Raw genomic sequence first — 23314 nt, forward strand, 5'->3', positions numbered from 1 at the left:
CTCTGGAAATACAGAGATGCTGCAATATATCGCTAGTTCGCGTTCTCTTATAAACGGCATCATCTGCCATATCACCCAGAATACGGTCCGCATGTCACTTCGCAGCGTGCTTCGCGCACAAACAGCAGATTGCCACGCCGAGGTCGACAAGCTTTTCGGCAGGTTCGATCTTTCCAACAGAGAGCATTATCGGACATTTCTGCGCACGCATGCCCGCATCGTGCCAGCCGCCGAATATGCGATCGAGCATGCCGGCACCCGCCGCCTGCTGCCCGACTGGCCGGACCGCAGACGTGCGCCGCTGCTCTTTGCCGATATCCGGGCGCTCGGCGATCAAATGCCGGCGCTGCTTCCGCCGCCGGCACTGGGTTGCGAAGCGGCACTCTGGGGAGCGCTCTACGTGCTCGAAGGCTCCAAGCTCGGCGGCGCCCTGCTTGCCAAGTCCGTGCCGGATCACCTGCCGCGCAGCTATCTCGCGCCGCAAGGGCCAAAGGGCGCCATACGCGCCTTCATGGAGCGCCTCGACGCGAGCGATGTCGGCGATCCCGCGATAGCCGTTTCCGCGGCCCGCAATGTCTTCGAGCTCTTCCTCAAAGCCGCGCAGCTCGAACTGGAAGCCGTCCCATGAGCGGCACACGCGAACCCGTGGATCTCACCAATTGCGACCGCGAGCCGATCCATCAGCTCGGCGCAATCCAGCCCTTCGGCTTTTTGCTGTCGGTATCTTCGGATTGGATCGTCACACGCGCCTCGGTCAACCTTGCCGAGTTTCTGGGCGTGACCCAGGCCGACGCGCTCGGCCGTCCGGCTTCCACACTGATCATGCCCGAAGCGCTTCACACGATCCGCAACAAGCTGACCACCTTGCGCGGCGCCGACGTCGTCGAGCGCGTTTTCGCGATCGCCCTGACGCCCGATCAGTCCAAGTTCGATGTTGCCGTGCACTTCAACGAAAGCCAGGTCATCATCGAAGGCGAACGCTGCCAGGAAGACAGGCGCAATGCCCCTTCGCTCTCCATGCGCAGCATGATGTCCCGCCTCGACCAGGCGGAAACGCTGGAAGCTTTCTTCCGTGAAGGCGCAAGACAGGCGCGCGCCCTGACCGGCTTCGATCGGGTCATGGTCTATCGTTTCGACGAAGGCGGTTCCGGCGAAGTTGTAGCCGAAGCCGCCCGCAGCGGCATCGGCTCGTTCCTGGGACTGCATTATCCCGCTTCCGACATCCCGGTGCAGGCCCGCGCCCTTTATCTGCGCAATCTGTTCCGCATCATTGCCGATGTCGATGCCGTGCCCGTGCCGATCCTTCCGGAACGCGACGAGCACGGCCAGCCGCTCGATCTCTCCATGTCGGTTCTGCGCTCGGTTTCGCCGATCCACATCGAATATCTGAAGAATATGGGCGTCGGCGCTTCGCTCTCCATATCGATCGTCGTGGATGGCAAACTCTGGGGCCTCTTTGCCTGCCATCATTACGAGCCGCGCCTGCCGTCGGCTCAAAGCCGCTCCACCGCAGAACTCTTCGGTCAGATGTTCGCGTCGCGTCTCGAAAGCCGCGAGAGACGGCTGGCGCTCGACTATGAGACCAAGGCGCGCCGCATCGCCGACCGGCTTCTCACCTCCGTCGCCGATAATGCCAGCCTGATCGACGATCCGGCCTGGCTGATCGAGGCGCTCGCCGACGCCATTCCTGCCGACGGCATCGGTGTGTGGATCAACGGACGGCTGGCGCTTGCCGGTATCGGACCAGATAAGAAAAATTTTGCGAGCCTCGTACGCCATCTCAACCGCAACGCCGGCGGGCGGATCTATGCTGTCGACAGGCTTTCGCAAACCTATCCAGGTCTCGAAATCGACGCGGTCGTAGCGGGCATGCTCGCCATCCCGATCTCGCGTTCGCCGCGCGATTATGTCGTGCTCTTCCGTCAGGAATTGGTCCGCACCGTCCGCTGGGGTGGCGTTCCGCACAAGCCGGTGGAATATGGACCCAACGGGCCGCGATTGACGCCGCGCAAGAGCTTCGAAGAGTGGTCGGAATTGGTGCGAGGCCGCTCCCTCCCCTTCACCGAGGCGGAGCAGCGCGTTGCAGAAACGATCCGCGTCACGTTGATCGAAGTGGTTCTCCGCCTGACCGACGAAGCGAGTATGGCGCGCCAGATGGCGAACGAGCGGCAGGAACTGCTGATCGCCGAGCTCAACCACCGCGTCCGCAACATATTGAGCCTGATCACCGGCATCATCCGCCAGTCGCAGGCGACATCGGTCAGCCTCGGCGACTACATCCGCCAGATCGAGGGCCGCGTCCAGTCACTCGCCCGTGCCCATGACCAGATTACTAGGGATCACTGGGCACCTGCTTCGCTTCGGCAATTGCTGCTGGCCGAGACCGCCGCCTATCTTGGCAAAAATGCCCAGCGCATTCAGATGCGCGGCGAGGACGTGCTGCTGGAGCCGCAGGCCTTTTCCACCGCTGCCCTTGTTTTTCACGAGCTGATGACCAACAGCGCCAAATACGGCAGCCTTTCCGGCGCCGGCAGCGGCATGGTCGAACTCGGCTGGTCCCGCGATGATGAAGGCAATCTGCACATTGGCTGGCGCGAAAAGGATGGCCCGCTCGTCACCGAACCCACGCGCCACGGCTTCGGCTCGACGATCATTCGGCGCTCGATTCCTTATGATCTCGGCGGCAAGGCCGAGGTGCGCTACAACGAGGACGGGCTCGAAGCGGATTTCTTCATTCCCGGGCGATATGTTGTCCGCCCAACCAGCGAGCGATCAGATTCGGTACCATTCGGAGCAACGGCGCCCAAGCCTATGGCAGGCGATCGACAACCGCTTTCCGGCCTGAGCGTGCTGCTGGTGGAAAACAACCTGATCATTGCCATGGACGGCGAAGATATTCTGCGCCGGCTCGGCGCCGAAATCGCAACCGTACCGAGCGTTGCCGAGGCAATGGAAATCCTCGCCCACCGGTCCTTCGATCTGGCGCTTCTCGATGTCAATCTCGGTGACGAGACCAGCTTCGGGATTGCCGACCGACTGGCAGCCGATGGTGTGCCCTTCATTTTTGCCACAGGCTATGGGGAGGGCATCGCCCAGGCGCATAGCCATTCGGATGCGCCCGTCTTACAGAAACCCTATACGATGGAAGGTGTGACGGAGGCCCTCGCCCGTCTGCCGCTTCCTAAGTAGACGTCAGCTCTCGGAGTGATCCGGCCGCAGCCCGCCGATGAAGAGCTGTTCCAGAAACCGCGCAGCATCCTCGAAGCGGCCTTCGCCGGCATGTTCCTGTCCCAGTACCGCGCGCACCTGGACGTCGAAGTCAGCATAATGCTGGGTCGTTGACCAGATTGAGAAGATCAGATGATAGGGGTCGCATTTGATGATCTTGCCCGATTTCGCCCAGGCGCGGATGACCTCGGCCTTCTCGTCGACCAGTTCCTTCAGCGGCCCCTTCAGCTCGTCCTCGATATGCGGCGCGCCCTGCAGCACCTCATTGGCAAAGAGCCGGCTTTCACGCGGAAAGTCGCGGGCCATCTCCAGCTTGCGTCTGATATAGCTGCGGATTTCCTCTTCCGGATTGCCTTCTGCGTCGAAGGCGCGCAACGGCTCCAGCCAGGTGTAAAGCACCCGGTCGATCAACGCCCGGTGCATGGCTTCCTTGGTACGAAAGTAATAGAGCAGATTGGGTTTTGACATGCCGGCCACTTCGGCGATCTGGTCGATGGTCGAGCCGCGAAAGCCGCGCGCCGAAAACACGTCGAGCGCCGCTTCCAAAATCTGCTCTTCCTTCTCCTCCTGGATTCGCGTCCGCCTCAGTGTCTTCGCTGCTCTCGGAATAGCCATTGGCTATTGTTTCCCCTTGAAATTCAACTTCTTCGCTCAAGTTTGAGCAGGACAAGCCTGCTGCCGCTTTCTTGAGCAACTGCCCGCATTTTTATCGGCAATTTTCGTGATTTTCGTCTTGAGCCCGGCGGTGGAAGTTGTAATGTTTACCAATCGGTCAAATTATCTGCCAGATGAAAAACAAAGGCAACTGGCGATTTTCCGGCGCTCGACAAAACCAACAAGAGGCGCCGGAAGAGACCATGGGAACAGGCAGGCATGCCCCTTGCATGACTGCCGCAAACAGGTGAGGGCTTGAAAAATGGTGGCAGCACCAGGCGAGAACATGCGCGTCAATGGCGACCGTCTCTGGGACAGTCTCATGGACATGGCGAAGATCGGACCCGGTATCGCGGGCGGCAACAATCGCCAGACGCTGACGGATTCGGATGCCGAGGGACGCAGCCTCTTCAAGACATGGTGCGACGAGGCGGGCCTCACCATGGGCGTCGACCAGATGGGCACGATGTTCGCCACCCGCCCAGGCACCGATCCCAATGCCCTGCCCGTCTATGTCGGCTCGCATCTCGACACCCAGCCGACCGGCGGCAAATATGACGGCGTTCTCGGCGTGCTTGCGGCTCTCGAAGTCGTGCGCACCATGAACGACCTCGGCATCAAAACCAAACATCCGATCGTTGTGACCAACTGGACGAACGAAGAAGGCGCCCGTTTTGCCCCTGCCATGCTGGCCTCGGGTGTCTTCGCCGGCGTCCACAGCCTCGACTTTGCCTATAATCGCCGCGATCCCGAGGGCAATCTATTTGGCGACGAACTGAAGCGCATCGGCTGGGTCGGCGACGAAGAGGTCGGCGCCCGCAAGATGCATGCCTATTTCGAATATCACATCGAACAAGGCCCGATCCTCGAGGCCGAGGACAAGCAGATCGGCGTCGTCACCCACTGTCAGGGTCTCTGGTGGCTGGAATTCACCCTGACCGGCAAGGAAGCCCATACCGGCTCGACGCCGATGAACATGCGCGTCAATGCCGGCCTTGCCATGTCGCGCATCCTGGAAATGGTGCAGGGTGTCGCGATGGCCGAACAGCCGGGCGCCGTCGGCGGCGTCGGCCAGGTCTTCTTCTCGCCAAACTCCCGCAACGTGTTGCCGGGCAAGGTCGTCTTCACCGTCGATATCCGCTCGCCCGACAAGGGCAAGCTCGACCGCATGCGGGCAAAGATCGAGGCGGAAGCGCCTGGCATCTGCGATGCGCTCGGCGTCGGCTGTTCCATCGAGGCGATCGGCCATTTCGCCCCCGTCACCTTCGACGAAAAGCTTGTCACCGCGGTCCGCTCCGCTGCCGAACGCCTCGGCTACAGCCACATGAACCTCATCTCCGGGGCCGGCCACGACGCCTGCTGGGCCGCCAAGGTCGCGCCTGCGACGATGGTCATGTGCCCCTGCGTCGGCGGCCTCTCGCACAACGAAGCGGAAGAGATTTCCAAAGAATGGGCGACGGCGGGCGCAGATGTGCTGTTCCATGCGGTGGTGGAGACGGCGGAGATCGTCGCCGAATGAACCTTCCACCGCCGTATCTAGCTTGTGCAGTTGTCGGTTGGACTGCGTTAGTGGGTGTATCTGACGTCTTTGGCGCAACGAGCAACGATGCGGGCGTAAGACAGCTTGGAAATGTAAGAGAAAATCAGGAAGTTCACATTGCGCCAGCTGATTTTTGTACTCGTAACCAAACGTTGGAGCTGATGATAGCCAATCCGGCGTTGTCAGATAAAAGATCATTGACACCAGCCACAATCATGCGTGAAGGCGACTCCGTTACAGTTATTCTTCAGGACAATAGCGACGTACGGAATACGAGGGACGCCGTTCAGAAATTGAACCTGTTCATTATCAAAAGCCTAAACCGGGGTCGTCTCACGTTACAAACGTGGAAAGTCAAAGGTATAACTCTGAGAGGCCTTCACATTATTAAGCGTCCTGATGGTCAACCGGATTTCGACTTTAAGAAGGACTAGGATCATGAGCACCACAGTCATCAAGAACGGCACCATCGTCACGGCCGACCTCACCTATAAGGCTGACGTCAAGATCGACGGCGGCAAGATCGTCGAGATCGGCCCGAACCTCTCGGGCGACGAGACGCTCGACGCCTCGGGCTGCTATGTCATGCCGGGTGGTATCGACCCGCACACCCATCTCGAAATGCCTTTCATGGGCACCTATTCCTCCGACGATTTCGAGAGCGGTACGCGCGCGGCCCTTTCCGGAGGCACGACGATGGTGGTCGATTTCGCCCTTCCCGCCCCGGGCCAGTCGCTGCTCGAAGCGCTGACCATGTGGGACAACAAATCGACCCGCGCCAATTGCGACTATTCCTTCCATATGGCCGTCACCTGGTGGAGCGAGCAGGTCTTCAAGGAGATGGAGACCATCGTTCGCGACAAGGGCATCAACACCTTCAAGCATTTCATGGCCTACAAAGGCGCGCTGATGGTCGATGACGACGAGATGTTCGCCTCCTTCCAGCGCTGCGCCGAACTCGGCGCCCTGCCGCTGGTGCACGCCGAAAACGGCGACGTCGTCGCGTCGATGTCGGCAAAGCTGCTCGCCGAGGGCAATAACGGCCCCGAGGCGCATGCCTATTCCCGCCCCGCCGAAGTCGAGGGCGAGGCCACCAACCGCGCTATCATGATTGCCGACATGGCCGGCTGCCCTGTTTATATCGTCCATACCTCCTGCGAACAGGCGCACGAGGCGATCAGGCGCGCCCGCGCAAAGGGCATGCGCGTCTATGGCGAGCCGCTGATCCAGCATCTGACGCTCGACGAGAGCGAATATTCCAATCCCGACTGGGATCACGCCGCCCGCCGGGTGATGTCGCCGCCCTTCCGCAGCAAGCAGCATCAGGACAGCCTCTGGGCCGGGCTTGCCTCCGGTTCGCTGCAGGTGGTCGCCACCGACCATTGCGCCTTCACGACGGCGCAGAAACGTTTTGGCGTCGGCGACTTCACCAAGATCCCGAACGGCACCGGCGGCCTCGAAGACCGCATGCCGATGCTCTGGACGCACGGCGTCAACACCGGCCGGCTGACGATGAACGAATTCGTCGCCGTCACCTCGACCAACATCGCCAAGATCCTCAACATCTATCCGAAAAAGGGCGCAATCCTCGTCGGCGCCGATGCCGATATCGTCGTCTGGGACCCGAAGCGGTCCAAGACCATCTCGTCCAAGAACCAGCAGTCGGCGATCGACTACAACGTCTTCGAGGGCAAGGAAGTGACCGGCCTGCCGCGCTACACCCTGACACGCGGCGTTGTCGCCATCGAGGAAAGCACCATCAAGACCCAGGAAGGTCATGGCGAATTCGTCCGCCGCGAGCCGGTAACAGCCGTCAGCAAGGCGCTCTCCACCTGGAAGGAGATCACCTCGCCCCGCAAGGTGGAACGCACAGGCATCCCGGCAACAGGCGTGTGACATGGCGCGCGACGATATGGCCATCAACCGGGGAACGGCGCCTCTATGCGGATGACTTCACGCCGGCACCAGCGCGTCCAGTTCCGGCAGAAGCACGACGCTTTCCTGCTCGTTCGGGTCGGTGCGCGCGATGACCGCTGTGCACGGCGTGCTGCTGAGGTTTGCCGGCATGTGCGGCACGCCGGCCGGTATATAGAAAAGTTCGCCGGCATGGACAACGATGTGATGCTCGAGCCGGTCGCCGTACCAGGTATGGGCCTCGCCGGAGAGCATGTAGATCGCCGTCTCGTGCGCCTCATGCAGATGCGCTTTGGCGCGCACGCCGGGCGGGATCGTCAGCAGATGCATGCAAATCCCTTTGGCGCCGACCGTCTCGGCGGCGATCCCTTCGAAATAGCTCAGTCCCTGCTTGCCGTCATAGGCATGTTTGGGGCGAACGATGTGGCAGGTGGGTTGTGATGTCGCGTCCATTCTCTTCCTCCATGAAATGTGCCGCCGGCAAGGCCTGTGGCGATGGTAACACGCAAACCGCCTCCCCGCGGCGAAAACAAGAACGGTCGCATTGATGCAAGCACCCTCCGTCGTATCCGCCAAGGATCTCTGTCTCACCTACCAGGCGAATGACGGCCCGGTGAATGCGCTGAGCGATGTCAATCTCGATGTCCGCAAGGGCGACTTCGTCTCTTTCATCGGCCCGTCCGGCTGCGGCAAGACGACTTTCCTGCGCGTCATCGCCGATCTCGAAAAGAGCACCTCCGGCGAAATCTCGATCAACGGCATGACGCCGGAAGAAGCCCGCAAGGCCCGTGCCTACGGCTATGTCTTCCAGGCGCCGGCGCTCCTGCCCTGGCGGGTCATCGAAGACAATATCGCCCTGCCGCTGGAGATTATGGGTTATCGTGGCGCTGATCGCACGCGGCGGATCGCCGAAGCGCTCGATCTTGTCGGCCTCTCCGGCTTCGAGAAGAAGTTCCCTTGGCAGCTTTCCGGCGGCATGCAACAGCGCGCCTCGATCGCCCGCGCGCTCGCCTTCGACGCTGACCTGCTGTTGATGGACGAACCCTTCGGCGCATTGGACGAGATCGTCCGCGACCATTTGAACGAAGAGCTGCTGAAACTCTGGGCGCGTACCAACAAGACGATCTGCTTCGTCACCCATTCCATCCCCGAGGCCGTCTATCTCTCCACCAAGATCGTGGTGATGTCGCCGCGCCCGGGCCGCGTCACCGATGTGATCGACTCGACGCTGCCGGCCGAACGCCCGCTCGATATCCGCGACACCCCGGAATTCCTGGAGATCGCCCATCGCGTTCGCGAAGGGCTGAGGACGGGGCATAGCCATGAGGTTTAGGCGGTTGAGTTCCGGGCTTACCTCCCTCTGCCCTGCCGGGCATCTCCCCCACAAGGGCGGAGATCGATATGCCGAAACGGCTTCTCCAATCAATGAAAGGCGCCTGATCCAGCACGGGAGCGGTGGGGAGCGACACGCTATCCTCTTGCCGATCTCCCCCCTTGTGGGGGAGATGCCCGGCAGGGCAGAGGGGGGTGGCTACGCATTCGACGCCAGCAAATTGGGGCGGTCGCTATGAAACCCGATACCCTCAAAAACAAGATTGTTCCCGTCACCACCATCCTGCTCGTCCTCATCGCCATCTGGTATGTCGCCGCGGTCCTGATGAACGCGCCGTTCCAGCGCGACATGGACAGCCGCGCCGGGGTCACACCGACGACGCTCGAATTCATCGGCAAGACGCTGGCGCAGCCGAAGCCGATCCTGCCGGCGCCGCACCAGGTGGCGCAGAACGTCTACGAGAATACCGTGCTGCGCAGCCTTTCGAGCAATCGCAGCCTCGTCTATCACAGCTGGGTGACGCTCTCCTCCACCCTGCTCGGTTTCGGATTCGGTATGCTGCTCGGCATCCTTCTTGCGGTGCTGATCGTTCACAATCGCGCTATGGACCGATCGTTGATGCCCTGGCTGGTGGCGAGCCAGACCATTCCGATCCTTGCCATCGCGCCGATGATCGTCATTATCTCCTATAATGTGCTGACCGGCGACAATGCGCTGGCCCACCTCCTCAACCTCGATTCCGACGCCTCCCGTCTGGTCTCCAAGGCGCTGATCTCCACCTACCTCTCCTTCTTCCCTGTCGCCGTCGGCATGGTGAAGGGATTGCGGTCGCCCGAGATCATGCATCTCGATCTGATGCGCACCTATTATGCGAGCCCAATGCAGACTTTTTGGAAATTGCGTGTCCCGGCCTCGATCCCCTTCCTCTTCACCTCGATGAAGGTCGCGATTGCCGCAAGCCTGGTCGGCGCTATCGTCGGCGAGCTGCCGACCGGGGCCACCGCCGGCATCGGTTCGAAGCTGCTTGCCGGCTCCTATTACAGCCAGACTATCGATATCTGGGCGGCCTTGGTCGCCGGATCGCTGCTGGCGGGTATCCTGGTTGCAATCGTCGGCCTTGCCGCCAAGATCGTCGACCGCGCCATGGGCGGGAGGCCGGCATGAGACACCTGACCTTCTCCTGGCAGGGCGTGACCGCCCTCCTCCTCTGCCTTGCAGCGCTGATCACCCTGCCGCTGCTGGCCGAGGGGGCGGCACGGCCCTTCACCGATGGCACGGCGAGCCTCGTCTTCATCATCGTCGCCGCCGCCGCACTGCTGTCCTTCGCGCCACAGCCGCTGGCCTACCGCGCCACCGTGCTGTTCATCGGCGCCCATGGCGCCGCCTGGATGCTGCTGTCCACCCTCTCCGGCAACGAGGGCATGGCGACGCGGGCTTTCTTCCTGCTGCTCTTCGCTTGCTGGCTGCTGGCTTGGCGATGTGTCACCGAGCTATCGAAACAGCAGCCCGTCACCGCCTTCGGCAAATCGGCGCTGCAACTGCTGATCCCGGCAATTTTCGGCGCCTGGATCCTCATCCTCTGGGAGGCGGCAACGCGCGGCGCCGGCATTCCCTTCATCATCCTGCCGCCACCAAGCGCCATCGGCACCCGTATCATGGCTTCCCTGCCGATCCTCGGCGACGACATCAGACAGACCATCTTCAAGGCGGTATTGATCGGCTATATCATCGGCTGCCTTAGCGGCTTCATCGTCGCGGTGCTGGCCGATCGCGTCGCCTTCCTGCGCCGCGGCCTGCTGCCGATCGGCAACATGGTCTCAGCCCTGCCGATCATCGGCATCGCCCCCGTCATGGTCATGTGGTTCGGCTTCGACTGGCCGTCGAAGGCCGCAGTCGTCATCATCATGACCTTCTTCCCGATGCTGGTGAACACCGTCGCCGGCCTTGCCGCCTCCGGCAGCATGGAACGCGACCTGATGCGCACCTATGCCTCGAACGACTGGCAGACGCTGCTGAAGCTCAAGCTTCCGGCGGCCATGCCCTTCATTTTCAACGCACTGAAGATCAACTCGACGCTGGCGCTGATTGGTGCCATCGTTGCCGAATTCTTCGGGACGCCGATCGTCGGCATGGGCTTTCGCATCTCCACCGAGATCGGCCGCATGAATGTCGACATGGTTTGGGCGGAAATCGCCGTTGCGGCGCTGGCCGGCTCGATTTTCTATGGCATCATCGCCCTGACGGAACGGGCGGTGACATTCTGGCATCCGTCTATCCGTGGTGGCTAGGCGCGCACGGGCCTCGCAAATGGGGTTCGGGCATAACTTCAGAGGGTAAGGAAAAGAAAATGAAAAAGTTGATGGTTGCAATGATGGCGAGCGCCATGACGCTGGCCGCCGCGCACGCGATGGCCGCCGACAAGGTCGTGCTGCAGTTGAAATGGGTGACGCAGGGCCAGTTCGGCGGTTACTACGTCGCTAAGGACAAGGGCTTTTACAAGGAAGAGGGCCTGGACGTCGACATTAAGCCGGGCGGTCCCGATATCGCCCCCGAACAGGTGATCGCCGGCGGCGGCGCCGATGTCATCGTCGACTGGATGGGCGGCGCTCTCGTTGCCCGCGAGAAGGGTGTTCCGCTCGTCAACATCGCCCAGCCCTATCAGAAGTCGGGCCTGGAAATGATCTGCCGCAAGGACGGCCCTGTTAAAACCGAGGCCGACTTCAAGGGGCATACGCTCGGTGTCTGGTTCTTCGGCAACGAGTATCCCTTCTTCGCCTGGATGAACAAGCTCGGCCTCTCCACCGAAGGCGGCCCGAACGGCGTCACCGTGCTGAAGCAGAGCTTCGACGTGCAGCCGCTCGTCCAGAAGCAGGCCGACTGCATCTCCGTCATGACCTATAATGAATACTGGCAGGCGATCGATGCCGGCTTCAAGCCGGAGGAACTGACGGTCTTCAACTATACCGCGATGGGCAACGACCTCCTGGAAGACGGCCTCTACGCGATGGAAGACAAGCTGAAGGATCCGGCCTTCAAGGAGAAAATGGTCAAGTTCGTCCGCGCCTCGATGAAGGGCTGGAAGTACGCGACCCAAAACCCTGATGAAGCTGCCGAGATCGTCATGGACAATGGCGGCCAGGACGAGAACCACCAGAAGCGCATGATGGGCGAAGTCGCCAAGCTCGTCGGCGACGGCTCCGGCAAGCTGGACGAAGCGCTCTATGCCCGCACAGCAAAGGCGCTGCTCGACCAGAAGATTATCAGCAAGGAGCCTTCGGGCGCCTGGACGCACGACATTACCGACGCTGCTTCCAAGTAATCGCGGCAACATTGCAGGGCGAACGCGCGGAGAAGGTCTCCGCGCGTTTCATATTTTTCCTGCTTTCATAAAAAAACACCGGGCAGCTGTCGCATTTGTCCGGCGTCAAACGTCATTCGGGTAGAGCCAGGATCAATCATCGTCATGCTCGCATAACCCTTCGGTGATTGATTCAGGTTCTGATGGTAATTATTATCGGCTCATGGGGAATTGTTTTCTGCCGGGCTTGCATATCGAGCAAATCGATACCAATTAGAAGCCGATTTGCCGGCGAGGGATGAAGACGGCAATGATGTGCGGATACCCTTGAGAATGCAGGAAAGGCAGTGGCCTGGTCGCGAGCTGAAGGACAGACGCGCGAGTTCGGCCAACCTTGTTACAAGATTGGACGACGACGCATGGCACGCAGGCCGAACGGATTTTTAGGTGCATCCACCCTTTTTGCAGCGGCACTGGCTGCATCCACCGCATTTTCGCAGGAAGCGCCGGTCGCAAAACCGCAGCAGAACCTGCCGGCCATCGTCGTTACCACAGCGACAAACCGCACTCTCGTCGACCGTGTCATCGGCACCGGAACGGTCAAGCCCGTCGAGGAGGTCTATATCCAACCGCAGGTCGAGGGACTGTCGATCCGCACGCTGAAAGCCGATGTTGGCGACAAGGTTCAGGCCGATAGCACGCTGGCGACCCTGAACGATGATGCGTTGGTATTAGAGAAAAGCCAGATGATGGCGACGAAGGCCAAAGGCGAGGCAAGCCTTGCTCAGCTGCGCGCCCAACTCATCGAAGCCCAGGCCAACGCCGAACAGGCCAGGCAGCAACAGGCCCGCGCTCAGGAAATGGGCAAGAAGGGTACCGTTTCCACCGCCCAGGTCGAACAGGCCGATGCGACCGCCGCCGCCGCCAATGCCCGCGTCGTTTCCGCCGAGCAGGCGATCGAAGTCGCCGAAGCCGATCTCAAGGTCTTCGACAGCCAGATCGCCGATGCGGATCTGAAGCTTGCCCGCACTGACGTGAAGACGCCGGTCGCCGGCACGATCGCGGCCAAGAACGCCAAGGTCGGCGCCATTGCCGCCGGCAACGGCGATCCGCTGTTCACCCTCATCCGCGACGGCGATATCGAGCTTGTCGCCGAAGTCGCCGAAAGTGACATCGTCAGGATCATGGCCGGCCAGAAGGCGACGATTTCGCTGTCCGGCAGCCGCGAGAAGCTCTCCGGCGCCGTGCGCCTGGTGTCGCCGACCGTCGATCCCACCACCCGCCTCGGCCTCGTGCATATCTCGATCGACGATGACAGCAAGGCGCGCTCCGGCATGTATGGCAGCGCTGAAATCGTCGTGCGCGAGACACAAGGCGTATCTCTTCCCCTGACCGCGGTCCTGACGGGCAATGAAGGCTCATCGGCCCGCAAGGTCGAGGACGGTGTGGTAAAATTCGCCAAGATCGAGACCGGCATCCAGGACGGCGCCTATGTCGAGATCGTTCGGGGATTGAAGAGCGGCGATGAGGTCGTGGCCAAAGCGGGTGCTTATGTCCGCGACGGCGACCACATCACGCCGGTGCGTGAACAGCCCGCGGCTTCCAACTAAAGAGACCATTCGATGAATTTTTCAGCCTGGTCCATTCGAAACCCGATCGCGCCGCTGCTCGCCTTCTGCCTGTTGATATTCATCGGCATCCAGTCCTTCAACACGCTGCCGATCACCCGCTTCCCGAACATCGACGTGCCGCTGGTTTCGATCAGCGTGACGCAGAGCGGCGCTTCGCCGGCCGAACTGGAAATGCAGGTGACGAAGGAGATCGAAGACGCGATCGCCTCGATCACCGGCATCGACGAAATCCAGTCGACGGTGACCGACGGCAGCTCGCAGACCAACGTCATGTTCCGCATGGAAGTGCCGACGGAACAGGCCGTGCAGGACGTCAAGGATGCGATCGATCGCATCCGCAGCGACCTGCCGGCGACAGCCGAAACGCCGATCGTCACCAAAGTCGATGTCGAAGGTCAGGCAATCCAGACCTTCGCGGTGTCGTCGCCCGACATGTCGCTGGAAGAACTCTCCTGGTTCGTCGACGATACGATCAAGCGCGCGCTGCAGGGCCAGGCCGGCATCGGTCGCGTCGATCGCTACGGCGGCGCCGAGCGTGAAGTGCGCATCGAGCTCACCCCCGCCAAACTCGATGCCCATGGCATCACCGCCGCAAGCGTGAACCAGCAGCTGCGCGGCACCAACGTCGACCTCGGCTCCGGCCGCGGCCAGGTGGCGGGCAGCGAACAGGCGATCCGCGTTCTCGGCGACGCCCGCAATGTCGCCGAACTCGCCGACACGACGATCGCGCTGCCGAACGGCCGTTTCGTCAAGCTGTCCGACCTCGGCGTCATCAAGGACACTTATGAGGAGCCGAAATCCTTCTCGCGCTTCAACGACACGCCTGTTGTCACATTCGGTGTCTTCCGTTCGAAGGGCGCCAGCGAGGTCAGCGTCGCCGAAACCGTGGCGCAGAGCCTCGACAAGGTCAGAGCCGACAACCCGAATGTGAAGATCGAGATGATCGACGATTCGGTTTATTTCACCTACGGCAATTACGAAGCCGCCATCCATACGCTGCTCGAAGGCGCGCTGCTCGCCGTCATCGTCGTCCTGCTGTTCCTCCGGAACTGGCGTGCGACGCTGATCTCGGCGATCGCCCTCCCCCTCTCCGCGATCCCGACCTTCTGGGTCATGGACATGATGGGCTTCTCGCTAAACCTCGTCAGCTTCCTTGCCTTGACGCTGGCAACCGGCATCCTCGTCGACGATGCAATCGTCGAAATCGAAAACATCGCCCGCCACATCAAGATGGGCAAGACGCCCTATCGGGCGGCGATCGAGGCGGCTGATGAAATCGGCCTCGCCGTCATCGCCACCACTTTCACCATCATCGCCGTCTTCGTGCCGGTTTCCTTCATGCCCGGCATTCCCGGCCAGTACTTCATCCAGTTCGGCCTGACCGTCGCTTTCTCCGTCTTCTTCTCGCTGATGGTGGCGCGCCTGATCACGCCGATGATGGCCGCCTATCTCATGCGCGCCGAGGATGGCGTCGACGACCATCATGACAATGACGGCCTGCTGATGAAGGGCTATACGCGCCTTGTCACCGGCACGACTCGCAAGTGGTATTGGCGTTATACGACGTTGATTGTGGCCCTCCTCTTCACGGTTGGTTCGGTCATATCGCTATTCATGTTCGTGCCAGGCAGCTTCCTGCCGCCGGAAGACGCCTCGCGTATCGTTCTCTCCGTCGAACTGCCGCCGAATGCGCGGCTTGACGACACCGAGAAGACGACCGATGCGATCTATGACAGGGTCAAGGACATCAACGGCGTCGAAAGCGTCTTCGTACTCGGAGGCGCATCGCCGAAGGGCGAACTCGAACTGCGCCGCGCGACGATCACGCTCGCGCTCGACAAGCTCGACCAGTCGTTGGTCAAGAAGGTGGTCAACGATGTGCTCGGCCGCATCCCGGTCATCGGCCCGATGCTGCCGAAGGTCGAAGTTCACGGCCGTGAACGTCCTCAATGGGACATTGAAAAGGAAGTCTTCGCCAAGCTGCGCGATATTCCCGACGTCCATATCCTCAAGCTCAACGACCGCGGCGAACGCGACCTCTCCTTCAACTTCCTTTCCAAGAACGAGAAGGACCTGAACGACGCCGTCGGCATCCTGGAATCCAAGCTGCGCGCCGATCCGTTGCTGGCAAACGTCAGCGCCGACGGCGCCCTGCCCCGTCCGGAACTGCAGGTCTACCCGCGCAAGGACGAGGCCGCCCGCCTCGGCATCACGCCGCAACAGATTTCCGAAACGATCCGCGTCGCCACCATCGGCGATGTGGATGCGGCCCTTGCCAAGATCTCGCTCGACGATCGCCAGATCCCGATCCGGGTGCAGGCAGCACTCGACATGCGCCGCGACCTCGCGGCCATCCGGGCGTTGAAGATCCAGACCGCCAGCGGCGGCACCGTTCCGCTCGCAAGCGTCGCCAATATCGACTATTCGGAAGGCGTAAGCTCGATCAAGCGCAACAACCGCAACCGCGTCGTCGCGATCGGCTCCGACCTGCCGCAGGGCGTGGCGCTCGACACGGCCTCGGCCCGCTTCCGCGAAATCGTCAAGGCCGCCAACATTCCGGCCTCCGTCCACCTTGCCGAAAGCGGCGATACCAAGGTTCAGACCGAGATGCAGCAGAGCTTCGTCAACGCCATGTTGATGGGTCTTCTGCTGGTGCTGACGGTGCTTATCCTGCTCTTCAAGGACGTGATCCAGCCCTTCACCATCCTATTCTCGCTGCCGCTTGCCATCGGTGGCGTCGCGGCGGCTCTGATCATCACCAGCAATCCGCTGTCGATGCCGGTCATGATCGGCATTCTGATGCTGATGGGGATCGTCACCAAGAACGCCATCCTGCTCGTCGATTTTGCGATCGAGATGCGCCATCAGGGCATGGCCCGTGTCGAGGCCATGGTCGAAGCCGGCCGCAAGCGTGCCCGGCCGATCATCATGACTTCGATCGCCATGTCAGCGGGCATGCTGCCGTCGGCGCTCGGTGTCGGCGAAGGTGGCTCGTTCCGCGCGCCGATGGCAATCGCCGTGATCGGCGGCATCATCGTCTCGACGGTGCTGTCGCTCGTCGTCGTGCCGTCCTTCTTCCTGATCATGGACGACCTGTCCCGCCTGCTCGGCTGGATGTTCGGCCGTCTGGTCGGCCGGAAGGACCAGGAGGACCTGCCGCTGTCGCGCGAGGATCTCACCCGCGTTACCCGCGAGAACCGGAGCGACATCGATGCGCTGGACGAGCGTCTGACCGCGATCGAAAAGCCGGAAGGCAAGCGCAAGAGTTCCACCGGCAAGGACACGAACGTACTCCGCTTACCGCCGTTTGCGGCGGAGTGAAGAAAGCCAAGAAAACAAACGGGCCGGGAGCGAACTCCCGGCCCGTTTTCTTTTTTTGCTCTTGTCGCGGCCGGCGATTTCGAGCGGCTGCGGGATGACCGTCAGAGCCCGCCCTGTTCCCTGAGGAAACTGACGATCGAATTAACGCCGTCGCCCCGCTTCATGTCGGAAAAGACGAAGGGGCGTGAGGCGCGCATGCGCGTCGCATCCCGGTCCATCACGTCGAGATCGGCGCCGACATGAGGCGCGAGGTCCTTCTTGTTGATGACGAGCAGGTCCGAACGGGTGATGCCGGGCCCGCCCTTGCGCGGGATTTCCTCGCCCTGGCAGACGGAGATGACATAGATGGTGATGTCGGCGAGATCGGGTGAAAAGGTCGCCGCCAGATTGTCACCGCCGGACTCGATGAAGACGACGTCGAGATCGGGAAAGCGTTCGTTCAGGCTGGCGATCGCCTGAAGATTGATCGTCGCATCCTCACGAATGGCAGTGTGCGGGCAGCCGCCGGTCTCCACGCCGACGATGCGGTCGGACGGCAAAGCCTGCATCCGTACCAGCGCCTCGGCATCCTCGGTCGTATAGATGTCGTTGGTGACGACGGCGACCGAATAATCGTCGCGCATCGCCTTGCAGAGCTTTTCCGTCAGCGCCGTTTTGCCCGAGCCGACCGGCCCGCCAATGCCGACGCGCAGGGGTCCGTTTCTTGATTTCATGTGTTTCACTCCAATCGAGCCGGATGATAGCGACGGCGGCGGCGCGCGCCACCGTCAAATGGCGCAGTTTCCGCGGTTAATTGACGTCCTCACGAGCGAAACAACCGCGTCGTCTGAGTCTCGTGGCGCAGGCTGGCGATATCGGCCTGCACGGTAGCCGAGCCGAGCTCGTCGAGTGTCGACGCTGCCGCCCGCCGGGCAACCTCCACGATATGCTCTTCAAGGCCGGCCAGCACGGCAACGCCATCCCGCTGCCCCGCCACGCCAAGACGGATGCCTGACGAAACCGCTTGCGAGGCATAGGCGTGCAGGAAGGCCGCGAGCACTTTCTCAAGCCCTATGCCGTGCGCGCCCGCAACCGCTCCGACGGCGACGGGATAAGCGGCCTTGCCGGGAAGCCTCTCGAACACCTCATCCGGCCAGGCCCGCGCTGCCGCGAGAAAGGCGTCACCGAGCAGCATGGTTTCCTGGTGGCGCTCACGCGACCCGGCAAGGGCCTCGGCGAGAGCGGCAATCTCGGCAAGGAACGCGGGGCTCGCCTGTTGCCTGTGGCTCTCAGCCAGCAGCACCGCGTCGTTCCAGACCGAACCATGGCTGATCAATGTGGCGATCCAGGCGGCAAGCGAGGCCGCATCGATGACGAGCCCATCGGCCGTCGCCCGTTCCAGCCCGCCCGAATAGGCAAAACCGCCAATCGGAAAGGCCGGCGAGAGCCACGCCGTCAGGCGCAGCAAGGCCTGCAACTCGCGATCCCCGGTCATTGTGCTTCAATCGTGCTTGTGGCCGTGATGATGCCCGTGGTCATGATCGTGGTCGCAGCTGTGATCATGCTGGTGGTCATGGCCGTGTGCGTGACCGTGATCATGATCATGGTTGTGACCGTGATCATGGGCGGCCTGACCGTGATCATGCGAATGCCCGCCATGGGAATGATAGGCGCCGCGCGCAGGCTGGAAGGGCTCATTGATCTCAAGCACGGTGGCGCCGAGCCCCTGCAGCATGTTGCGAATGACATGATCGCGCAGGATGACGATGCGGTCCTCCTCGATCTGGGCGGCAAGATGACGGTTGCCGAGATGCCAAGCAAGCTCGACGAGATGCGTGCGGTCGTGTCCGCGAATTTCGAAGAGTTTCTCGTCGGCAGCCAGAATCTCGATCAGTTCCCCATCTTCGCGCACCAGCAGGTCGCCATTGGCGAAGAGCACCGGGTCCTTGAGATCGAGCATGACCATCTCGCCATTTTCCAGATGCAGCAGCTTGCGGCGCAGATGGCGCAGATCGTGCGGCAGCTTGACCTGGGCGGTCGGATGGGAGGACGGGGTACCGGCGGGAATATAGGAAGTGACGCGCTGCATGATAGGTCCGTTTTGCTGAGACGAGCACGCAAAATAGCCTTTCCCGGCGCAAGCACCAATGGCCTTTTGCTCAGGTCAGGACTTTTATATCCCGTAAGCCTGCATCACGTTGTCGCTCTCAGCTCCCCTGCCCTTGGCATCGAAGCAGTTATCGGCGAGCCCGTGCCAGGCATGATGCAGGCCTTCCCTTTCGTGCACGACGCGATTGCGCCCGAGCGCCTTGGCGAGATAGAGCGCCCGGTCCGCCGAGGCATACACCGCCTGCTTGCTGCGCCCGGCAGCGAGATCGGCAACGCCGCCGGAAACAGTGATGCGGATATCGTGCCCGTCGGCCGCGATCGCGCCGCCTGCGATCCGGGCGCGCACGCCTTCGATGCGCTTCAGCCGCGCCTCCAGCTCGCCGGAGACGATGACGCCGAATTCCTCTCCACCCAGCCGTGCAACGACGGACATGTCGTCGAAAGCGGATCTGAGCATGGCCGAGACCGCAGTGATGACGGCATCGCCGCAGGCATGGCCGAAACGGTCGTTGATCGCTTTGAAGCGGTCGACGTCGAAAATGACAAGCGAGGCATTGCCCTCGGCTTTGTCGAGCGCCTCGGTGAAGGCGCGACGGTTCAAGAGGCCGGAGAGCGTATCCGTGCGGCTCAGCTTTTCGAACTCCGCCCGCGAAAGCGTCAACTCATGCATGGTAAATCCAGCGGCCAGGGACAGCATGCCGCAAACGGTGCCGCCGACAAGCCAGGAAAAAGCGGCGCCGAAGCCGATCGCATACCAAAGGGTCATCGGCAGCAGCCCGAAAAAACCGAGTGGCGGTATCGTCAGCGCGAGGATGACGCCCGAGAGAATGACAGCAACAAAGCTCATCCTCAGCGCAAAGAGATAGACGTTCCTGCGATATTGAAAATCGCCGAAACCGGCCTGCAGCGACATCCAGCTTCTCATGAGAATCGACCTTCCTGCCCGGCGTTGCACGGCATTGATAAGAGCCCAATTGCTGCGGGTGTGTTAATCAACTCGTTAAAAATCGAGCGGCTTTAGACGATTTGTCTGAATGATTTTTTCTAGCAGGGGATGCAAACATCGATTCCCTGAATCGGACAGGATTCCTGAGCGCCTATGTCACTGACATAACTTTTTTGGGGAAAAATAAGCATCTGTTCCAGAATGGCTTACCTGTGGATAATCTGGGCCTTGCGATCGATTTCTACAACCATATGGAGAGTAGCATTCACAACTCCGTTTACATGCGCTGTGGTCGGCAACTGCGTCAATTGTAGACACCGGACGATAACCGCAATGATTGTGGAAGCGGATTCCATAAGCCGGTTCGAAGCCCAGCCGAGCGGAGTGCTGCGGCAGTCCAGGTGTTGCAGCCGAAGAGGGCATTGAAATAGCCCTTGGCCTCGAAGAACCGGTCGATCTCGCCGTAACCTGCATCCGGGATCGGCGCGATCTCCCCGTTGTTGCGAACAAAGCTGTCCGAGATGAAGCCACGCAGCCGCGCCAATTGTTCGTCACTGATATCGAAGGCGGTCACGGCCGGCTGCGGCTCGGTGATATGGCCGGCGAGATCCACATGCAGCACCGAACGATCGATCGTCAGAGCCCGCAGGACCGGCAGCGGCCTCAGCTCCGCCCAGGTCGGCGTTTCCAGATAGAAGGCGCGGCCGCCCCAGCCGACGACGAGCCATTCCGCGTTCGGATGGCCGAGCGGAAAGCCGGGATCGTCGAGGAAGGAAAAGGCGGCCCGCGTTTCCTCGTCGAGCGGAATGGCGATATCGGTATGGATCGGTCCCGACAGAAGCAGAATCCGATGGGTCGCCGCCGAGGACGACGCCTTGACCGGGGCAATCAGCGGCCGGGGAATCAAAGTTCCGCCCGCTGCCAGAGCAATGAGCAGGACCGTGATCCGCAACAGCCAGCGGATGCCTGATTTCATCGGAACCGACCGGCGCGCACGGATGATCGGACCTAAAACAGGAAATAACGCTGCGCCATCGGCAGCACCGTCGCCGGTTCGCAGGTCAGCAGTTCGCCATTCGCCCTGACTTCATAGGTCTCCGGATCGACTTCGATCTCCGGCGTCAGGTGGTTATGGATCATCGATGCCTTGGAGATGCCGCCGCGCGTATTCTTCACCGCCACCAGTTCCTTGGCGACTCCGAGCCTGCCTTTCAGGCCGGCATCGAGCGAGGCCTGGCTGACGAAGGTGACGGAAGAATTGGTGAGGCTCTTGCCGTAGGAGGCAAACATCGGCCGGTAGTGTACCGGCTGCGGCGTCGGGATCGAGGCGTTCGGATCGCCCATCGGTGCTGCCGCGATCGAGCCGCCGAGCAGCACCATGTCGGGCTTCACGCCGAAGAAGGCCGGATTCCAGAGCACGAGGTCGGCGCGCTTGCCGATCTCGATCGAACCGATCTCATGGCTGAGGCCATGGGCGATCGCCGGGTTGATCGTGTATTTGGCGATGTAGCGGCGAACGCGGAAATTGTCGTTATCGCCCTTTTCCTCCTTCAGCCGGCCGCGTTGGCGCTTCATCTTGTCGGCCGTCTGCCAGGTGCGGATCGCCACCTCGCCGACGCGGCCCATGGCCTGGCTGTCGGACGAGATGATCGAGAAGGCGCCGATATCGTGCAGGATATCTTCAGCGGCGATCGTCTCCTTGCGGATGCGGCTTTCCGCAAAGGCGATATCCTCGGGGATCGACGGTGACAAATGATGGCAGACCATCAGCATGTCGAGATGCTCGGCAATCGTATTGACCGTATAGGGCCGCGTCGGATTGGTCGACGACGGTATGACGTTCGGCTGACCGCAGATCTTGATGATGTCGGGTGCGTGCCCGCCACCCGCCCCTTCGGTGTGGAAGGCATGGATGGTGCGGCCCTTGATGGCGCCGATCGTATCTTCGACGAAGCCGCTTTCGTTCAGCGTATCTGTGTGGATCATCACCTGCACGTCATAGTCGTCGGCAACCGACAGGCAGCAGTCGATGGCACCAGGCGTCGTGCCCCAGTCCTCATGCAGTTTGAGCGAGGTGGCGCCGGCAAGCACCATCTCGGTCAAAGCCCCCGGCAGCGAGGCATTGCCCTTGCCGGCAAAAGCGAGGTTCATCGGGAAAGCATCGGCCGCCTCGATCATGCGCGCGATATGCCAGGGGCCGGGCGTGCAGGTGGTGGCAAGCGTGCCGTGCGCAGGACCCGTGCCGCCGCCGAGCATGCAGGTCATGCCCGACATCAGCGCTTCCTCGATCTGCTGCGGCGCGATGAAATGAATATGGCTGTCCATGCCGCCAGCGGTGACGATCTTCCCCTCGCCGGCGATCGCCTCGGTGCCCGGGCCGACGATGATGTTGACGCCGGGCTGCATATCGGGATTGCCTGCCTTGCCGATCGCAGCGATGCGCCCGTTCTTCAGCCCGATATCGGCCTTGTAGATGCCCGTGTGGTCGATGATTACGGCATTGGTGATGACGGTATCGACCGCGCCGTCCGCCCGTGTCACCTGGCTCTGGCCCATGCCGTCGCGGATCACCTTGCCGCCGCCGAACTTCACCTCCTCGCCATAGGTGGTGAAATCCTTCTCGATCTCGATGAAGAGCTCCGTATCGGCAAGGCGCACCTTGTCGCCGGTGGTCGGTCCGAACATGCCGGCATAGGCGGCGCGCGAGATCTTATAGGGCATCCATCAGGCTCCGTAGGAGGAAGAGACAAGCATTTTTCCGCCGAGCCGCCTGAGGCGACCCGCGGCAATATAACTATCGACAAGCTGTCGTTCGGCGGCAAACGGGTGCCATTCCCAGCCGACGTGACCGAAGCCGGCCAACATCACCTCGGCTCCGGGAAATTTGCTCAGCACTTCGGCAATGACGATCATGCCGCTGCTCGGCACGACATAAGGCGCAGGCGCAAAGGCCGAGAGCGACGCATCGACGGCCTCGTGGATCGACGTGTCGATGACGACATGCATCTTGCCGGTCTCCGCGCAGAAGGCGCTGAACGCATCGGTATAGTCGTCGCAGAAATCGTCGAGATCAGGATGCGAGACCGCAAGCGGCGCCCGCATCGCGGCGAATTTATCGGGATCGCGCACGCTCCAGATTTCGCGCGCCGATTTGACGCCGGGATGGGTCCGCCACTCACGCGAACCGAGCATCGCCTTTGCCGGACGGCCGGTATTGCAGACCGCGACGGCATCCGTGCGGCTGCCGCCGGCGCCATAGGAGCGGCAATCGTTGAAGCGGACGACAAAATCTGCGGCATCGATGATGCCTGCCTCTCCCTCACCGACCTCGCCATTGCCGACGATCACGATCTTCCCGATC

At 61.6% G+C, this 23314-nt stretch carries 20 protein-coding genes; 11 read left to right on the forward strand and 9 right to left on the reverse strand.

Annotation, left to right across the window (positions count from 1 at the left end; genetic code table 11):
• Positions 1-91: 91 nt before the first annotated feature.
• Both EFD56_RS21925 and EFD56_RS21930 read left to right on the forward strand, forming a co-directional pair.
• Positions 92-628: a biliverdin-producing heme oxygenase gene (locus EFD56_RS21925; RefSeq protein ID WP_183820010.1), complete on the forward strand. Its 537-nt coding sequence runs from the start codon at positions 92-94 to the stop codon at positions 626-628.
• Positions 625-3189 carry an HWE histidine kinase domain-containing protein gene (locus tag EFD56_RS21930; RefSeq protein ID WP_126906267.1) on the forward strand — a complete coding sequence of 855 codons (2565 nt, stop codon included), beginning with the start codon at positions 625-627 and terminating at the stop codon, positions 3187-3189. The genes EFD56_RS21925 and EFD56_RS21930 overlap by 4 nt, the downstream gene beginning before the upstream one ends.
• A 3-nt stretch (positions 3190-3192) precedes the next feature.
• Here the strand turns inward: EFD56_RS21930 and EFD56_RS21935 are convergent, their stop codons facing one another.
• Positions 3193-3843 (reverse strand): TetR family transcriptional regulator C-terminal domain-containing protein, encoded by a 651-nt coding sequence (locus EFD56_RS21935; protein WP_004673044.1) that lies wholly within the window; start codon positions 3841-3843, stop codon positions 3193-3195.
• A gap of 301 nt (positions 3844-4144) precedes the next feature.
• On the opposite strand from EFD56_RS21935, the gene EFD56_RS21940 reads away from it, so the two are divergent.
• The 3 genes from EFD56_RS21940 to hydA are packed head-to-tail and all read left to right on the forward strand — an operon-like array spanning position 4145 to position 7318.
• Positions 4145-5401: a Zn-dependent hydrolase gene (locus EFD56_RS21940; RefSeq protein ID WP_037140964.1), complete on the forward strand. Its 1257-nt coding sequence runs from the start codon at positions 4145-4147 to the stop codon at positions 5399-5401.
• Positions 5398-5856: a hypothetical protein gene (locus EFD56_RS21945; RefSeq protein ID WP_126906268.1), complete on the forward strand. Its 459-nt coding sequence runs from the start codon at positions 5398-5400 to the stop codon at positions 5854-5856. Before EFD56_RS21940 ends, EFD56_RS21945 begins: the two co-directional genes overlap by 4 nt.
• A 4-nt stretch (positions 5857-5860) precedes the next feature.
• Entirely contained in the window at positions 5861-7318 is a 1458-nt protein-coding gene (gene hydA / locus EFD56_RS21950; protein WP_126906269.1) for a dihydropyrimidinase, read from the forward strand.
• A 57-nt stretch (positions 7319-7375) separates the two neighbouring features.
• Here the strand turns inward: hydA and EFD56_RS21955 are convergent, their stop codons facing one another.
• Positions 7376-7789: a cupin domain-containing protein gene (locus tag EFD56_RS21955; RefSeq protein WP_010004408.1), complete on the reverse strand. Its 414-nt coding sequence runs from the start codon at positions 7787-7789 to the stop codon at positions 7376-7378.
• A gap of 94 nt (positions 7790-7883) precedes the next feature.
• On the opposite strand from EFD56_RS21955, the gene EFD56_RS21960 reads away from it, so the two are divergent.
• From EFD56_RS21960 to EFD56_RS21990, 6 genes are all read left to right on the forward strand, one after another.
• Positions 7884-8669 carry an ABC transporter ATP-binding protein gene (locus EFD56_RS21960; protein ID WP_004673032.1) on the forward strand — a complete coding sequence of 262 codons (786 nt, stop codon included), beginning with the start codon at positions 7884-7886 and terminating at the stop codon, positions 8667-8669.
• Positions 8670-8903: 234 nt separating this feature from the next.
• Positions 8904-9833, forward strand: coding sequence for an ABC transporter permease (locus EFD56_RS21970; RefSeq protein WP_004674000.1), 930 nt, complete (start codon positions 8904-8906; stop codon positions 9831-9833).
• A complete protein-coding gene (locus EFD56_RS21975; protein WP_064828280.1) occupies positions 9830-10957 on the forward strand; it encodes an ABC transporter permease in 1128 nt (375 codons plus the stop codon). The genes EFD56_RS21970 and EFD56_RS21975 overlap by 4 nt, the downstream gene beginning before the upstream one ends.
• A gap of 59 nt (positions 10958-11016) precedes the next feature.
• Positions 11017-11988, forward strand: a complete 972-nt coding sequence (locus tag EFD56_RS21980) for an ABC transporter substrate-binding protein (RefSeq protein ID WP_126906271.1) — start codon at positions 11017-11019, stop codon at positions 11986-11988.
• A 398-nt stretch (positions 11989-12386) separates the two neighbouring features.
• Positions 12387-13577, forward strand: coding sequence for an efflux RND transporter periplasmic adaptor subunit (locus tag EFD56_RS21985; protein WP_126906272.1), 1191 nt, complete (start codon positions 12387-12389; stop codon positions 13575-13577).
• Between the two features lie 12 nt (positions 13578-13589).
• Positions 13590-16919 carry an efflux RND transporter permease subunit gene (locus EFD56_RS21990; RefSeq protein WP_004673996.1) on the forward strand — a complete coding sequence of 1110 codons (3330 nt, stop codon included), beginning with the start codon at positions 13590-13592 and terminating at the stop codon, positions 16917-16919.
• Between the two features lie 101 nt (positions 16920-17020).
• Here EFD56_RS21990 and ureG read toward each other — a convergent pair whose 3' ends face one another.
• From ureG to EFD56_RS22025, 7 genes are all read right to left on the reverse strand, one after another.
• Complete coding sequence (gene ureG, locus EFD56_RS21995) at positions 17021-17632, reverse strand: urease accessory protein UreG (protein WP_064828281.1); 612 nt, start codon at positions 17630-17632, stop codon at positions 17021-17023.
• Between the two features lie 89 nt (positions 17633-17721).
• Positions 17722-18393: an urease accessory protein UreF gene (locus EFD56_RS22000; RefSeq protein ID WP_126906273.1), complete on the reverse strand. Its 672-nt coding sequence runs from the start codon at positions 18391-18393 to the stop codon at positions 17722-17724.
• A gap of 6 nt (positions 18394-18399) precedes the next feature.
• Positions 18400-18987 carry an urease accessory protein UreE gene (locus EFD56_RS22005; RefSeq protein WP_126906274.1) on the reverse strand — a complete coding sequence of 196 codons (588 nt, stop codon included), beginning with the start codon at positions 18985-18987 and terminating at the stop codon, positions 18400-18402.
• An 84-nt stretch (positions 18988-19071) separates the two neighbouring features.
• Complete coding sequence (locus tag EFD56_RS22010) at positions 19072-19932, reverse strand: GGDEF domain-containing protein (protein WP_126906275.1); 861 nt, start codon at positions 19930-19932, stop codon at positions 19072-19074.
• Between the two features lie 325 nt (positions 19933-20257).
• Entirely contained in the window at positions 20258-20929 is a 672-nt protein-coding gene (locus EFD56_RS22015) for a TIGR02117 family protein (RefSeq protein WP_126906276.1), read from the reverse strand.
• Between the two features lie 32 nt (positions 20930-20961).
• Complete coding sequence (ureC, locus tag EFD56_RS22020) at positions 20962-22674, reverse strand: urease subunit alpha (protein WP_126906277.1); 1713 nt, start codon at positions 22672-22674, stop codon at positions 20962-20964.
• Positions 22675-22677: 3 nt separating this feature from the next.
• Positions 22678-23301: a Urease operon accessory protein gene (locus EFD56_RS22025; protein ID WP_183820009.1), complete on the reverse strand. Its 624-nt coding sequence runs from the start codon at positions 23299-23301 to the stop codon at positions 22678-22680.
• Positions 23302-23314: the final 13 nt, after the last annotated feature.

The organism is Rhizobium phaseoli, assembly GCF_003985125.1.
Classification (GTDB): Bacteria; Pseudomonadota; Alphaproteobacteria; order Rhizobiales; family Rhizobiaceae; genus Rhizobium; species Rhizobium phaseoli.